At 59.8% G+C, this 15528-nt stretch carries 11 protein-coding genes; 8 read left to right on the forward strand and 3 right to left on the reverse strand.

Going from position 1 to position 15528, the window contains the following annotated elements; genetic code table 11:
* Window positions 1-19: 19 nt before the first annotated feature.
* Window positions 20-280 carry a hypothetical protein gene (locus HGP17_RS28015; protein WP_168814154.1) on the reverse strand — a complete coding sequence of 87 codons (261 nt, stop codon included), beginning with the start codon at window positions 278-280 and terminating at the stop codon, window positions 20-22.
* 211 nt (window positions 281-491) lie between these two features.
* Window positions 492-1427, reverse strand: coding sequence for a LysR family transcriptional regulator (locus tag HGP17_RS28020; protein WP_168814156.1), 936 nt, complete (start codon window positions 1425-1427; stop codon window positions 492-494).
* Window positions 1428-1553: 126 nt separating this feature from the next.
* Between HGP17_RS28020 and HGP17_RS28025 the strand changes: the two genes are divergently transcribed.
* From HGP17_RS28025 to HGP17_RS28055, 7 genes are all read left to right on the forward strand, one after another.
* Window positions 1554-2237 (forward strand): glutathione S-transferase family protein, encoded by a 684-nt coding sequence (locus tag HGP17_RS28025; RefSeq protein WP_168814158.1) that lies wholly within the window; start codon window positions 1554-1556, stop codon window positions 2235-2237.
* A 371-nt stretch (window positions 2238-2608) separates the two neighbouring features.
* A complete protein-coding gene (locus tag HGP17_RS28030) occupies window positions 2609-5218 on the forward strand; it encodes an EAL domain-containing protein (protein WP_168814160.1) in 2610 nt (869 codons plus the stop codon).
* 345 nt (window positions 5219-5563) lie between these two features.
* Window positions 5564-7669 (forward strand): multicopper oxidase domain-containing protein, encoded by a 2106-nt coding sequence (locus HGP17_RS28035; protein WP_168814171.1) that lies wholly within the window; start codon window positions 5564-5566, stop codon window positions 7667-7669.
* The gene (locus HGP17_RS28040; RefSeq protein WP_168814173.1) at window positions 7656-9653 is read left to right on the forward strand and encodes a tyrosinase family protein; all 1998 of its coding nucleotides are present in this window, start codon (window positions 7656-7658) and stop codon (window positions 9651-9653) included. The genes HGP17_RS28035 and HGP17_RS28040 overlap by 14 nt, the downstream gene beginning before the upstream one ends.
* 37 nt (window positions 9654-9690) lie before the next feature.
* Window positions 9691-12336 (forward strand): LodA/GoxA family CTQ-dependent oxidase, encoded by a 2646-nt coding sequence (locus HGP17_RS28045; protein WP_168814175.1) that lies wholly within the window; start codon window positions 9691-9693, stop codon window positions 12334-12336.
* A gap of 2 nt (window positions 12337-12338) precedes the next feature.
* A complete protein-coding gene (locus HGP17_RS28050; protein ID WP_168814178.1) occupies window positions 12339-12755 on the forward strand; it encodes a hypothetical protein in 417 nt (138 codons plus the stop codon).
* A complete protein-coding gene (locus HGP17_RS28055; RefSeq protein WP_168814179.1) occupies window positions 12736-13830 on the forward strand; it encodes an FAD-dependent oxidoreductase in 1095 nt (364 codons plus the stop codon). Before HGP17_RS28050 ends, HGP17_RS28055 begins: the two co-directional genes overlap by 20 nt.
* Before the next feature lie 36 nt (window positions 13831-13866).
* On the opposite strand, the gene HGP17_RS28060 is transcribed toward HGP17_RS28055, so the two are convergent.
* Window positions 13867-14781 (reverse strand): LysR family transcriptional regulator, encoded by a 915-nt coding sequence (locus tag HGP17_RS28060; RefSeq protein ID WP_168814180.1) that lies wholly within the window; start codon window positions 14779-14781, stop codon window positions 13867-13869.
* 100 nt (window positions 14782-14881) lie between these two features.
* Here HGP17_RS28060 and HGP17_RS28065 point away from each other — a divergent pair, with 100 nt between their 5' ends.
* Window positions 14882-15520 carry a DsbA family protein gene (locus HGP17_RS28065; RefSeq protein WP_168814181.1) on the forward strand — a complete coding sequence of 213 codons (639 nt, stop codon included), beginning with the start codon at window positions 14882-14884 and terminating at the stop codon, window positions 15518-15520.
* Window positions 15521-15528 lie beyond the last annotated feature (8 nt).

The following is a 15528-nucleotide window of genomic DNA, read 5'->3' on the forward strand; positions in this document are numbered from 1 at the left end:
CACGATATGAGCTGATGAATTAATAATAGCGCCAGCCGCCATATCTCCAATAATGATGTGCCCAATAACGGTTTCCATCCCAGTATCCGCGACCCGGATAGAAGACGCCGTAGGGTACAGCTCGCGGTACAACGACGACAGGTGGATAATAGCGATTCGGATGGCAATAGCCCAAGAAATCGCGATGGAAGCCGAAGCCACATCCGTCGGCAGCGTTGGCCGGTAGTGTGGCTGCAAAGCAGGCAGCAACGGCAAAACCCGGCAGCGCGAGCTTTTTCATGATGACATTTCTCATTCTTCGAAAGTCCTTGTTATCCCTTCAGCATTTGAACGGCAGGCAACATCAAACCCGTCGCAGACATTGCAATTATTTTCATTGCCAGAGAATTTTATCGGCCGTCATTGAAGAGCTGCCGCAAACCCAAAGGCCGCCTGCGGCGTCGAGGTTAAGGCCATCGGGGCAACTTATCTCGTTGGCAACGGCGCCTGTTTCAGCCGATGTGCTTACGGCGCGGTGCTTCACCAGACGACTGATGACGCAATCGCCTGGTCGCAAACTCAACGAAGGCTCGCAATTTGGGCAGAGACTGGCTCCGACTGGGATAATAAAGACTCAAACCCGGCACCTGCCTCGAATATTGCTCCAGAACGGGCACGAGGCTGCCGCGCTCGATATGGTCGGCGATGACGGATCTGATGGTATAGAGAAGGCCTACGCCTCGCAAAGCCGCGCGGATGCCCGCTTCATAGTCATTGACGATCAATGGACCATCCACATCGACCCGCACACCCCTGCCGTCCTTCGAAAACTCCCAACTCCTGGCAATCTGCCCATTTCTGCGCGTCAGGATTGCAGGTAGCCTTTGAAGCTCCTCGGGCGTCGTCGGCATTCCGTGCCTGTCGAACATGTCAGGCGTTCCGGCAACGACATAATTTTGCGCCGGGGTAAGCCAGGTCGATATCATGTCGACTTCGACGGTGTGGCCAAGACGTATGCCCGCATCGAAGCCTTGCCCGACGATATCGACGAATTCGTCTTCGCCCACCAGCTCCAATCTTATTTTCGGGTAGGCAAAATGGAAATCGGGCAGAAGCGCATCGATGAGCAATGACACGGTCGGCCTGGGCGCATTTATTCGCAGATGGCCGCTCGGTTGCTCCCCAAGATCGCGTGCCGCATCCATTCCAGCCTGAAAAAGATCGGCCGCCGGTTTTGCATGGGCAAGAAGTTGCTCGCCTGCCTCAGTCAGGCTCACGCTGCGTGTCGTTCGCGACAGGAGCGGCGCACCGAGACGCTGTTCCAAAGACCGGATACTCTGGCTGACCGCAGAGGCTGTGATGCCCAGCTCTCTGGCAGCAGCACGGAAGCCTTTCAGCTCGGCTACGGCCAGAAATATCGCAATGCCGTCTAGTTCTATCCTGTTCATTGTTAAGCCATGCCATACAGGGCGATAAGATAATAGCAGATTATCAAACAATAAGGCGCGTGCGATAGCTCGTTCAACCGTTCAGGCGGGGATGAAATTCGTCCTTTCACAGAAGAGAGAAGAGCCATGAAAATCTACGACCGCGCCGGCTTTCCAAACCCGACACGCATTCGCATCGTCGTTGCCCAGAAGGAACTGGAATCGAAGATCGAATTCGTGCCCGTCGATCTTATCGGCGCCGAGCACAAGCAAGCGGCATTTCTTGCAAAGAACCCCGCCGGCGTGCTGCCCGTCCTTGAACTGGATGACGGCACGCTGATCTCGGAATGCACTGCAATTACCGAATATCTCGACAATCTCGACGGAAATCCGGAACTGACCGGCCGGACCGCAAGCGAGAAGGCGCTCATCCACATGATGCAGCGGCGCGCCGAGGCATTCGTGCTCGATCCGCTCGGCATCTTTTTCCATCACGCAACCCCAGGCCTCGGGCAGGCGCTGCAAGCCTATAAGAGCCCCGAATGGCAAGGCCGGACCGAAATGGGCCAACGGGAGGCCGAGAAGGCGCAAGAAGGCCTGCATTATTTCAATTCCGTCCTGGCAGAGCAGCAGTTTCTCGCAGGCGACGCTTTTTCCATGGCCGATATAACGCTTCTTGCCGGCCTCGCTTTCGCCGAAGCCCTCGGTGTGGTTCCTGCAGATCTGCCCGCGCTTAAAGCGTGGCAGGACCGCGTTGCTGAAATTCCGGCCGTCAAAAACCGCAGCGGTCAGTCCTTCCTGCCCGAAGACCTCAAGCGCATGGGGTATTGATGAGAGCCACGCGACCATATTCATAAGCTTCTGCACTCAAACGCGCGGGTTGTGGTTCGGCCGCACATCCGCGCGGCAGCACTTTGGCTTTCATGCTCGTTACGCCGCAGCATTTTTTCAGAACTTCAGGTGCGGCATCCAGCACAGGAGATCGGGCAGGTTGGGCCGAGGCTTCAGAAAGCTTGGTGATTTGCAGATGAAAATCAGATATACTTGCAAGAGCTAATCGAATTTTAAGCCGCCGCTGGCAAGGTTTTCTTTGCAGAGGTGGAAGCGATATGATTTCTCGTCGGAAGGCCGCTCGGACAAGTCTAAAAAAACAAACCAAAGACATAAAGACCGAGCAAGCAACACAAATTGACGTCACGAAAGTGACCCCGCAATCCCTAAGGGAGGCTTTGTCGACGCCGGCGATCTGGCCGGCGTTTCAACCATTGGTCGACATGCGAAGCGGAACGATCGTCGGTTTTGAAGTGCTGGCGCGCTGGACCGATTCCAAGCTCGGCGCCATCCCGCCGTCGGATTTCATCCCGGTTGCCGAAGCGAGCGACCTGATCAACGCCCTGACGGAAAAGGTCGTGTCGGAGGCTTGTCGCCAGGCATCCTTATGGCAGGGAAATTTCGTCCTGGCAGTCAACATTTCCGCGATGCAGTTTCGCGATCCGGGTCTGTATGAGTTTATTCGCGGGACGGTCGAAGCAACCGGCTTTCCATTAAACCGTCTTTACATTGAGATCACGGAAAGCGCACTCCTGGAGAATGATGAGACGGTCCGGTCGACGATCGCCTCCTTCAAATCCGCCGGCATGGGGCTTGCCCTTGATGATTTTGGCACCGGATTCGCGAGCCTCACCCGACTGCACGCCTTTCCTTTCGATCGGCTCAAAATCGACATGAGCTTCGTGCGATCGATGCTGCAGGATAGCGGCAGCCGCAAGATCGTGGCATCTGTGATTGGGCTTGGGCAAAGCCTGGGCATGACCGTTGTTGCGGAAGGCGTCGAAACCGAGGAACAGGCAGCCATTCTGCGTCGCCTTGGATGCGATGTGGGACAGGGCTGGTTGTTCGGCAAGCCGCTGGATGGCGCGCAAACCGCGCAATTGCTGGCATCTCGCAAGCAGCAGGCGTTACCACAGCATGGCGTGAACGCCTCGCTCTTCCAAAGAATTCATCATCTCGAGGCCTTATACAATGCAGCACCGATCGGCCTCTGCTTTCTCGACATCGAACTGCGCCATCTCAGCGTCAACGATCGGTTTGCCGCCATGTTCGGGATTCGCCCCGATGACATGATCGGGCGCACCGTGCACGGCTTCATGGCGCCGCGCGAGGCACGCCGCGTCACCAGGGATCTCAAGCGCGTCCTTGCCGGCGAGACCGTCGTCATAGACGAATATCAGCCTGCCGGAAGCACAAGCGCGTTCCTGGTCATCAATCACCGCGTCGACGACGATGCGGGCGAGCCCATCGGCATTTCGGTCACTGCGATCGACGTCACCGATCGCAAGGCAATCGAAAGCGCGCTCAAGGAGGCCGAGGATCACGCGCGCCAATCCAGCGAACTCACGCCCAATATCCCTTGGTCGAGCGACGCCGAAGGTGTTGTCAACTTCATAGGACCGACACCGGACGGCACGGCCAAAAGCACGTCTGATCGCATTGCCGACTGGTACGAGCGCATGCATCCCGGTGATCGCCTGCGTGTGCGCCAGGAATGGCTCGCGTGGCTGCCGTCGGGCAAGCCTTTCGAGGCCATGTTCCGGATGAGATTGCGGGACCAATCCTGGCAATGGATGCTTAGCCGCGCCAAGCCGCACCGCAACGCCGCCGGCAGAATTACGAAGTGGTATGGCGTCATCACCGAAATGGCGGCTGAGCAAAAGCCCAAAGCCGCGCATGGGGAGCTCGATACCTCCATAGAAGCGTGGCAAACGCGACTTTCACCTGAGATAGGCGCATATGAGCCTTCGGTTCAGACTGGAGAAGAAACAAGCTCCAGCCCTGACCAGCAGGAGGTGTTGTCGACGGAGCTGCTGGTATCGATGCTGATGCGAATGTTTGAGTTCGCGCCGATCGCCATGTCCATTACGACGAGTGACACGAAGACCTCCAGCTATGTCAAAGTCAACGAAGCCTATCTGAGATTGACCGGCCTGAAATGGGATGACATACAGGGCAGAAAGCTCATTTCCGAAGGCGCTGCGATCGACAATCCGGCGCGCGACCGGCGCCACCGGCTTTTGGAAGAAGAAGGTGCCTATGAGCTGGAAGAGGTGGACATCACCTATGCCGACGGGACCATCATCCCGACGCTGATTTCGGCCCAGCGCACCGTCATTGACGGCGTCTCTTTCGACGTCGAGGTGATCCTCGATGTCTCCGCCCGCGTGCGCCAGCAGCGCGAGATTGAGAACGCGCTCAAGACCTCGGCTCGCACCGACGCGTTATCCGGCCTGCCAAACAGGGCCTGCTTCGACGAAGTCGTTGCCGACGCCGTTGCGCGTAACCTGCTGAACGACCGAAAGCTCGCGCTTGCCTATATCGATCTCAACGGCTTCAAGACCGTCAACGATACCATAGGGCACGCTGCAGGCGATGAGGTTTTAAGGACCATTGCCAGCAGATTGCGAGAGACGTTCCGCGCCACCGACTTCATCGCTCGCATTGGCGGCGACGAATTTGCCGTGCTGCTGGACATCGACCGAAAACTGGCAGGCGATCTGCAGCCGCATCTCCAAGAGACGATGGAGCGCATCTTCAAGCCCATTCCCGTCGACGGGCAGGTTACGTTTACGGGTGCCGCCGTCGGCGTCACCTTCCTGCGAGCTGACGACACCGCGCAGTCCTATGTCAAACGGGCGGACGAATACATGTATATCGCCAAAACCACGGGCGAGCGCGTGGCGGTCGTCTGCTTCGGTCAAATTCTCGAGCCGACTGCCACACCCAAGCGAACGGTACGGCAAGTAAGATCGTCGTGACCACGCGGCGTCGACGTTATACGACAAGCTCGACTTCGGCGCCGCCTTCGACAATCGCTCCATTTTCAGCGCGTTGCAACATCACAACCCGCTCAACCTTAACGTAGTTGTCAAGCGTCCGCGGCGAACAACCTGCCGTGACGGATCGGTCTTTGCCGCATCGCTGCGGCTCGTGATGAAAGCGTCATCAAAGCTTCACAAAACCGCGTGAATCCAGGGCGTATGCTATTATCCACAAATTGCTAAAATAAATTTTTCTGCTTTCGGTTTATGGATCTGGACATACCCTTAAAACGATAGCATTATCTTTCCGGGCACAATCTTAAGTCTGAGTGGAGGGATACCATGTCGAGTGGTGGATCGATGATGCGTGCGCGTTTTTTTGCGAGTATTTTCGGCGTCGTCCTCGGACCGATAGCGGCGCTGCCCGCTGCGGCCGAGATCCTCAATCCTCCCGTCCTGATGGACGAGCGCGCGCCGATCGCAAAGCCGATGCTGGCGGAGACGGCGCCGCTTCGGCCGCTTCCCGGCAACACGACGCCGGTGCGGGGTGACCGCCTCCTCGACCTGCAAATCAAGTACATCGACAACCAGATCTACAACCCGTCCACCGGTGGGTATGACAAGGTCCATCTGCGCGGCTATACGGGCAAGGGTGTCGATCCCAATGCACCCTATGTGTCGCCGACGATCGAGGCAAATCCGGGCGATACCGTGCGCGTCACGCTCGACAATCAGCTCCCCGCCGGGCCACAACCGGGAGATCCGGGCTGCATGCCGGGCGGCCATACCATGCCGGACATCCCGCACTGCTTCAACGGCACGAATCTTCACACTCATGGGTTGTGGGTTAGCCCTTCGGGAAATAGCGACAACGTTCTCTTGTCGATCAATCCGCAGACAAAATTCACCTACGAGTATAACCTTCCTTCGGATCATCCGTCGGGCACATTCTGGTACCACACCCATCGCCATGGTTCGACCGCGCTGCAGGTCTCGAGCGGCATGGCCGGCGCACTGATCATCCGTGGCAATCGCTTTCCCACGCCCAATGCCCATGGCGACATCGATACGCTGATCCCGACCTCGGCGATCCCAGAGCGCATTCTGGTGATGCAGCAGATCCAATACGCCTGCCGCGGCAAGCCGGCCAAGCCGGGCGATCTCGGTCCGATCAAGCAGGATATCAACGGCCGCTATATCTGCGATCAGGGCGATGTCGGCGGCATCGAAGGTTACGATCAGTTCGGCCCCGGCACATGGCCGGCATCCGGCCGCTACACTTCGCTGAACGGCAAGGTGTTCAACCCCAACGATCCGATGAAGGCGACGCAGGGCCAGATCGAGCGCTGGCGGATGATTCACGCCGGCGTGCGCGACACGATCAGCCTGCAGTTCTTCAAGGTAACCGACGGCAAGCTGGCATCTGGCGTGAAGACGCTGGTCAAGGCCGATAATGCCGCCGCCTTCATCAAGGACAGCTGCGACACCTCTTCGCCGGTTCCCTATCAGCTGATCGCAGCCGATGGCCTGACGATGGCTGCGGCACAGACGACCAAACTGGCCACATTCCAGCCGGGCTATCGTTTTGACGCACTCGTGGTCTTTCCGGAAGCCGGGCGCTATTGCGTGATCGATTCCTCGGCGCCCAAGTCGGGCTCGGTCAACGCGCTCGATGCCGGCCCCCAATTGCTCGGTCTCGTCGACGTCGCTCCCGGCAAACCTGTCGATAACGTCGAGGCTTACATCAACCGCGCGCTGGTGTCTCTGGCTGAAACCAACATGCCTGAGAACGTCAAGGCAACCGTCGTGGCCGACCTGAAGGCCGGTACGAAATTCACCAGCTTTACGCCGCATCCCGATGTGACCGACGACGAGGTAAAGGGCAACGGTACGCAGGAACTTACCTTTTTCATCGATACCACTGGCCCCGACACGAAGTTCGAGGTCGGCAACACGCTAAACACCGCAGACGTGAAGCCGTACGATCCGAACCGCATCGATCGTTCGCTGCCGCTCGGCAAGGCACAGGAATGGACGCTGCAGTCGCATTTCGTCAGCCATCCCTTCCATATCCACGTCAATCCGTTCCAGATCGTGTCGATCACCGACCCCAACGGTAAGGATGTCAGTGCGCCAGGTGCCGTCGATGATGCCGGTGGTGCGCCCTACGATCCGCAATATGTCGGCCTGAAAGGCGTGTGGAAGGATACGCTGTGGATCAAGAGCCTTATCCCGCAGAACCTGCCGGCCGGCTTCTCGGGCATCTACACCATCAAGGTTCGCACGCGCTATGAACGGTACATCGGCGAATACGTGCTTCACTGCCACATTCTCGACCATGAGGATCAGGGGATGATGCAGAACGTGGCCGTCGTCCTGCCCGACCAGGTGACCGACACCACGCAGGGTGAGGCCATGGACATGGGTGGTCACAATGACCACAAGTAAGCGAGAGCCGAAGACCTCGGCCCCCTTCACCTGGAGCGATGTGGAGGCAATCCTCGCAACAGCTGGCGGCTCCTTAGGAGCCGGCAGTGTGACCGGGATGACGCTGCCGGATTTCCTGGCATCCCAGGCTCATGGGATGCCGCTGATTGCACCGCTTACCACCAGCTGCTGTGGCAAATCCGATGCGAATGGACGCGGCGCCCGCTCGAACTTGATCCGCGGGTTGCGGGGGCTGCCCCCATTCGACGGTCGCCAGTTTCCTCGCCTGCCCTGGGGCGGCAAACCGGTCGCCGATGACGATATCGACCGCATCGAGACATGGATTGACGAGGGCTGTCCGGGCGCGCTGGTCGAATCCGTTGCGCTTGCCGGCGAGGTCAGCGTTGCAACCGAGGCCCGCGTCGAGGTGAAGGGACTTGCTGGCCCTGTGTTCGGGCCGGCGTCCGATCCTGCCGCCTGGCGATATAGCAAGGGCGAGCTGCGGCAGCGCATGGATGTCGACGTCCTGAGTGAGCCGCAAAAGGAGCGCCTGCGCTATGCCTTTCGCGAATTGTACAAGCTCAACAAGTGGGTCGGCGACAAGCGCAGCTACAATAACCTGGCCCTGATCCATCAGAACCACTGCCAGCACGGCTGGGAACGCTTCCTGCCGTGGCATCGGGTCTATCTCTATGAGTTCGAACAGGCTTTGCAGGATTTCTGCCCCGACGTGACCATGCCGTGGTGGGATTTTCCTGCCGCGCGGTACAAGCCTGAGAATCCGGCCAAGGGCGCGATCCTGCCCGATGCGTTCAAGGGCTTCTTGACCGAGACGTCCGCACGCTTCCTGCGCGATCAAGGCTTCCCGGCCAAAATCGACACGCTGGTCGGCCAGCCGTGGGCCAATCCGACACAGATCTATGATGCCGTCAGCAAGGCTTGCGGTAAGGAGTATGTCGAAGGAGACAATCGCAAGCGGCTGATCGACGCGCTGCTGGAAGCCAATTCGCTCTGGTACCCGCTGCGCTATTCCGGCCAGTTCGGCAAGGGCACGATCAACACCGTCATCCACTACCATTATCCGGCGCAGGAGGATATCGACGAGATCCTGAACCTGCGCACCTTCCGCGATTTTGGTGGCGGCAGCCTTTATGTCGACAGCTTCGGCTTCCTCGACCAGAACCCACATAACACCATGCATATCTGGACGGGCGGCATGAATCCAGCCTTCAAAACCGATGCCCCTGCCGATCGCAACAGCGCGGTTCGCGTCGCTGGTCGTAAGTTCCACCAGCGCGACGACCTTTATTCCGAGCCGCAATTCGGCGACATGTTCTCGAACCTGACGGCGTCCTACGACCCTATCTTCTGGCCGGTCCATGCGAATATCGACCGCCTGTGGTGGCGTTGGCAGCAGGATCATCCCGACGGCTTGCCGGCGGATCTCGATTCGGCGCTGACACCCTGGAGCTACGCCGTTCGCGACACGCTCGACATGAGTCGCTTCGGTTATGAGTATGTTCGCGGCGGGTGCCTGATGCCGGTCGGGCTCAGCAATCCTGTCGGGCGCTTCGTCTCCGCGCCGATCACCGTTCCCGACGCGACGAAGGGATTCCGCTCCGCCGAAGTGCGACTTCATCGCGTGCCGCAGCTGCCCCGCTCCTGCTTCATCCGTGTGTTCCTCAATACACCGGAAGCGGATGCCAGCACGCCCCTCAACGTGGCCGGCTATGCCGGTTACGCCGCGATCTTCGGCCATGGCGAGTGCTATGGTGGGCCAGGGCATTGCGAAATACCGCCAGCCGAGAACCGCAAGTTCGATCTGCGCGAGCGCAGCATGAATACCCCGCGCAATCACAGGATCGACGTGACCCGCGCCGCACGGCGGCTAATTGCCGCCGGCGCCGCCAACCTGACCGTCAGCCTCGTGGTGATCGGCGCCTCTTATGAGGAAGACCGCGAACTGCTCAGGCTCGACGGGGTCTCGCTCAACTTTCTCGACTGATCACTGACACGTCCGACACCGGCGCGGGGGAACTCATATGGCCGACCCAACAGTCTATCGTATCCACCCGGCCGTCGGCATTGCCCGGCTCGGCGACAGCCCGGATGCGTTCTGCATCTCGCCCGAAAAGCCGGCGCAAATGCCGATCGAGTGCGATGCCGACGGCAATGCCGCCAAGAACGACGCACCGATCAAGCATTTCAAGGACGGCAAGGGCCGGATCAAGCGCCAGGCGGCCCGCTTCCAGATCTTCGTCTATGACGAGGCCAATCCGGACGGGATTCCGCTCAAGATCGGCGATCATGTCGAGGGCGGCGGCAATCGCGGCAAGCTCGTCGATATTCAGTGGCGGGTGCAGCTCGCCAACAAGAAGGCCGCATGGTTCACCTTCGACGGGCTGCGTGGCGAGGCAGGCTATCCCGCCGATACGCCGCTGCGAAACCCCGATATCACCGATCCCGTCGAACGGCAGAAGCTGGTCATCGATGCCGGGCCACAAGCCGTCGACTGTACAAAGCGGCGCAAAGCGAGCTTCGGTCGAGACACCAATCCGGCCTATGCCGTCACCTTTCCGCCGACAGGCATGGCGCCAAACGATATCAATACGCTCGGCGATATGATGACGGATGATAACGGCCGGCTGCTGGTCCTTGGCGGACACGGCAATAGCGGCTCGTTTCTGAGCGGCTTCGCTCATCCGCGCATCGACACCTATGCCAACAGCGATGGCTGGTTCGACGACATTTCCGATGGCCCGGTCATGGCCCGGCTTGTGATGATGGAAGAGCGCGTCCAGGCGCTGCGCTATATCGACGTCGAATATCCCGCCTGGGTGCTTATGGGGTACCCGCGCTATGCGCCTGAGGTGCTCGACATGATCACGCTGGAAGACGTGGTCGAGGATATGTCGATCCGCGAATTCGCCTACCGCACCGACATGTTCGGCACGGCGGGAACATTCAACACGCCACAGAAGATCGATCCGACGGATACCGCCGCCCTGCTTCACTGGAAGGCCGGACCTGTCGAGTGGAATTCCGCCTACAGGCCATGGTTCTGGCGCGATATCTGGCCCATCATCTTCCGCGCCGATGAATTCTCCTACCTCGCCAATATCCTGCAGCAATCGAATTTTCCGCACAACCAGTCGAGTCGCGGCACCTTCGATCCCTATCGCCTGTGCATCCCCCCACGGGTTGCGCCGCGCGTGCTCGCTCGAAAGGAAGACGTTGCGAGGGACGATCATGTCAGCGGGCGCTCGCTCGAGGCCGCCGTTGAACCTAGCCTGATGCTGCTCGACGCAACCCAGGCGCCCGGTGCGGCGAAAGACGCCGTTGTTGGCGACGTTTCCTCGACGTTGAAAGCTGCAGCGGCGAACTTTACCGCTGCGATTTGCCCGCCGGAAAGTGACGAAACGCCACGCAGCTACGCCGCGCGCTGGCAGCGGCTATTCAGCGACAACGACACCGTGGCCGATCCCGCCTATGCCGAGGCACGAAGCGCGTTCGACGCAGCGGTTACCGGCGTGATCGAGCGCATCGCGGCTGCAGCCTCACCACCACCGAAGCGAATGTTGAAGCTGGCGCGTTCGTCCTCACGGCAGGAACCCACCGAACCGGACCGCACGACCGATCCGGACGAGCCCATCGAAGCAGCTTTGCGGCGTCTGGCTTTCGAATATCGATCCGGCCAGTTGTTCGATCATGCGCTCACCGCCGCAACAAAAGACGCCACCACCGATCCGGGACGTCCGGCGCGTCAGTATCTCTTCGACCTGTTGAGAAGGCCGGGCGAGGAAAACCTCTTTCGCCTGGAAGCCAATCCGGCAACGCGCACCTATCACCTGCCGCTTATGCCGCTGCTTGCCGGCGACAATCCGATTACCAACAAGACTGTCAGCAAGTTCCTACGGCTGACCGATACGCAGCTGTTCCTGTTGCGGCAGTGGGCGGCGGGTATTTTCATCGACGAAGTCGACGCGGGCTTTGCACCGGCGATCGATCCGTGGCAGCCTTACAAGGACTGGAATGTGCCGGGCGGGCGCGGGCTCGATCAGGGCGTGCTGGCAAATGGGCTTGGCGGCGCTTTCTGCCCCGGTGGCGAGGTGACATGGATCATTCGCAACCCGGCGATCTGGCGCGAGCCCTACCGGATCAAGGCCGATCCCGAATGGTACAGCTTCGCGCTGACCGCCGCGCAGGAAAATGCCAACCGATGGGGATCGGGCGTGAGCGAGGAAGGCTACATCGCCTATGCCTCCGATCCACTTTCGCTGGGCAGCAATTTTGATGTCGGATTGCAGCCCGGCGACTTGACCAAGCTCAGTGGATTGCCGTGGCAAGCCGATTTCAACGAATGCTCCACGCAGACCATCGACGTCACCTACGAGGAATGGAACGTCCTTTATCCCGACAGCGTCGGCAACACGCTGATGGAGCGCGAACGGCGTGTCTGGGAAACGCTATGGTGGCCGGCGCATCGGCCGATGCAGGTCTATTACCCTGTCGGTGACGGCTTTCAGTTCCGCAACTGGGCACGCGGAATTCCGCAAACGCTCGCCGGCGACCTCAAGATGGTCACCGAGTGGTCGAAGCTCGGCTTCGTCATCCGCAACCCGGCCGGCGGCATCGATCAACCCTCGCCCGGCATCAAATACATCTGTGTCGAAGATTCGGGAGAATGAACATGACCAATCCTTTTGTCGGCAACTGGACCTATCGCAGCTTCAACAACGATCCGGATATCACCAAGGCGCCCAACGATCTGCTGTTTGGAGAAGGCACCATCGTCATCGTGGAACAGTCGACGACCGAGCTTTCGGGCACGATCGGAGGTCCGGGATGGTCGCTCGACCTGCGCGGCAGCTTTGGTTATGGCTCGCCGATGCAGGTCCGCTTCCAGGGGAAGGGCGTGGTTAGCGGCGAGGAGTGGATCTACGACTATATCGGCTGGCTCGTACCGGTCTGGCCGAACAGCACCGACCGGTTGGAAGTGCCGGCGATCGTCGGTTCAGTAGTGCGCACGATCCCGCATTCAGGCGATGGCGGCAGCACACATCCGGCAGGCGTGGTGGCGTCCTTCTATGCCGTGCGAGCAGGCTGATATCGCTATCATCGGCGGCGGCCCCGCAGGTGCGGCCGCCGCATTGACCCTGCGCCGCCATGCGCCGGGATTGAGTGTCGTCCTGTTCGATGCAGGCCGACACGCGCTGGAAAAACCCGGTGAGATATTGCCCGCCGTAGCGCAGGGCTTGCTTCGGCAGCTCGGTGTCTGGACGGAATTTCTGTCATCCGATTTCGTTGAAAGCCGTGCCGTTATTGCTGCCTGGGCCAGCGAAACACCTGATGAACGCGCCAGCATCTTCTCCGCGCAAGGCCCGGGATGGCAACTCGACCGTGCCCGTTTCGACCGCCTGATGGTGCAAGCGGCCTCGGACTCGGGCGTCGAGGTGCGGCTGGGGACTGCAGTTTTATCGGCCACGCGCAGTGACCAGGGCTGGCGGCTGGGGTTGGCCGATGGGGAAATCGTTGCGAACACCGTCATCTGGGCAACCGGCCGAAGCTGGAAGCTGGCGCGCTCCTTCGGTGCGAAGCTCAGAGTGCATAGCCACCTTGCGGCCTATGCACGCTTTTTCGATGGTGTGCCGGGCGATTGCCAGATGCTGATCGAGGCGCGCCCGGAAGGTTGGTGGTACAGTGCCGATTTGCCAGGTCAGCGCCGCGTCGTCGCGTGCATGACCGATCCGGACCTTGGCGGAGATCTTCGCAATCCAAACTATTGGTATGATGCGCTGGCCGCGACGCGGATCATCGCACCTCTTCTGCCAAAGGGCGCATATGAAACCGCAATGCTGGTCAAATCCGCGGGCACGGCTACGATCGATCCGGCTGCGGGCAATCACTGGGTTGCGGCTGGCGACAGCCTGTTCAGCGCCGATCCATTGTCGTCACGCGGCATCGTCCATGCCCTGCGCACCGGCATCCTTGCCGCCTATGCCGCATCGGACATGATGGACGGGCGCGGCGAGCTCGCGCGGATGCGCTATGCGATGATTGCTTCTCAAGGCTTCGCCGATTACGGGCCCGCACTCGCCGCGCATTACGCAACGGCGGCAAGGTGGGATACCGCCTTCTGGCAGCGACGCCGTTCCCATGCAGCAGCGCTGGCATCTGGCTGATCCAGGCTACGTTTTGCCGAAAGATGGCGCATCTCTCTACTTACCGGCCGTGCCCCGGCGGCGTTCGGCGACCTGCAGCATTTCGATAAACCGCTTCACTTTGGCGGGGCGGAAACGGCCTATGGGCAAGACCGCGTGGATTCCGCCGGCCGGTAATGTCCATTCCGGCAGCAATCGCAAAAGGCGCCCGGCTGCAATGTCGTCCGCGACCATGTAATCCGGAAAAACCGAAACCCCCATATTCGCCATCACGCAGGCATAGGCCGACGGCGTTTTGTCGGTGCGTACTGCAGAGCTCATTTCGACAATCTCGGATGAGTGCCCCTCGCGGGAAAAGACCCAGCGCAGCGGCTGTCGCAGCACTGCATTTTCGATCCAGGGGAGTGCCGCCACATCGGACGGCTCGATAAGCTTTGGAAAACCGCCGACCGATTTTGGCGTTGCCACCAGATATTGATGAAATGTGCCGAGGCGTCGGGCCTTATTGCTCATATCCGCCAGCCAGCCGACCCTGATGGCCAGATCGAGTTGCCCATCGGCGAGATCGAAAACATTGTCGTCGAATATGAGATCCACGCGCATTTGCGGAAACCGCTCGCGGTAGGCGGCAACCACGGGGGCAACGACGGCGACGCCGTAATCCAACGGAGCGGTCAACGTCAGCGTGCCGGCGGGTTCGTTGGCATGAAGCGACATTTCACCATAGGCTGATTCTGCCTCTCTCAGGATGAGGATGCAGCGATCATAAAACACCCGCCCCTCTTCCGTGGCACTCAGGCGCCGTGTCGTTCTCATCAGCAAGGACACGCCGAGTTCCTCTTCCAGCCGCGCCACTTGATGGCTGACCACTGCCTTTGCGACGCCGAGCCGCTCACCCGCAGCGGTGAATGAACCGGTCTCCATCACGGATGTGAAGAAGACCAGCCGGTTCAGGTTGAGAAGTTCGCTCACGTCATTGTCCGATCAATTCATACAGTCTGTATGATTGGCCGATATTTTTCGACGCGGCAACTGCTGAGATAGTCCGTCCGAACCATAAGGGACGCGCTCCATGCAGGAATATTCGGCCACCTATCTCTTCGACCCCCTTTGCGGCTGGTGCTATGGCGCAAGCCCGATGATCGAGCGTTTGCTGCACGCAGGCATCGAAGTGCAGCTGCTACCGACGGGACTGTTCACAGGCGCCGGCGCGCGTGAAATGGATGCGAGTTTCGCTGCTTACGCCTGGTCGAACGACCAACGGATCGAACGCCTGAGCGGTCAGTCCTTTTCCGAGGCGTACCGCCTGAAGGTCTTGAACAAATCGGGCTCTCTCTTCGATTCAGGTGCCGCCACGCTTGCCATTACGGCGGCAGGCCTGTCCGACCATCGCAAGCGCTTCGATGCGTTGCGGATCGTCCAGCATGCCCGCTACGTGACAGCATTGGATATCACGAGCATACCGGTGCTTGCCGCGCTCTTGTCGTCCGAAGGATTAGGCGAAGCCGCAGCCATGCTGGAGGAAGCGCCGATCGAATTGCTCAATGCCAACCGGCAGCTCATGTCTCAAGGTCAGGATCTCTTTCGCCGGCTGGGCGCCAACGGCGTGCCGGCTTTGGTGATCGAACGAAATGGACGGCAGCGCCTTCTGGACGCCAGCGCTCTCTTCAGCAGCTACGACAATCTCATGGCGCATATCAAGGCCGCTTAACTCACCAC

The organism is Rhizobium sp. P38BS-XIX (assembly GCF_012641435.1).
Classification (GTDB): domain Bacteria; phylum Pseudomonadota; class Alphaproteobacteria; order Rhizobiales; family Rhizobiaceae; genus Rhizobium.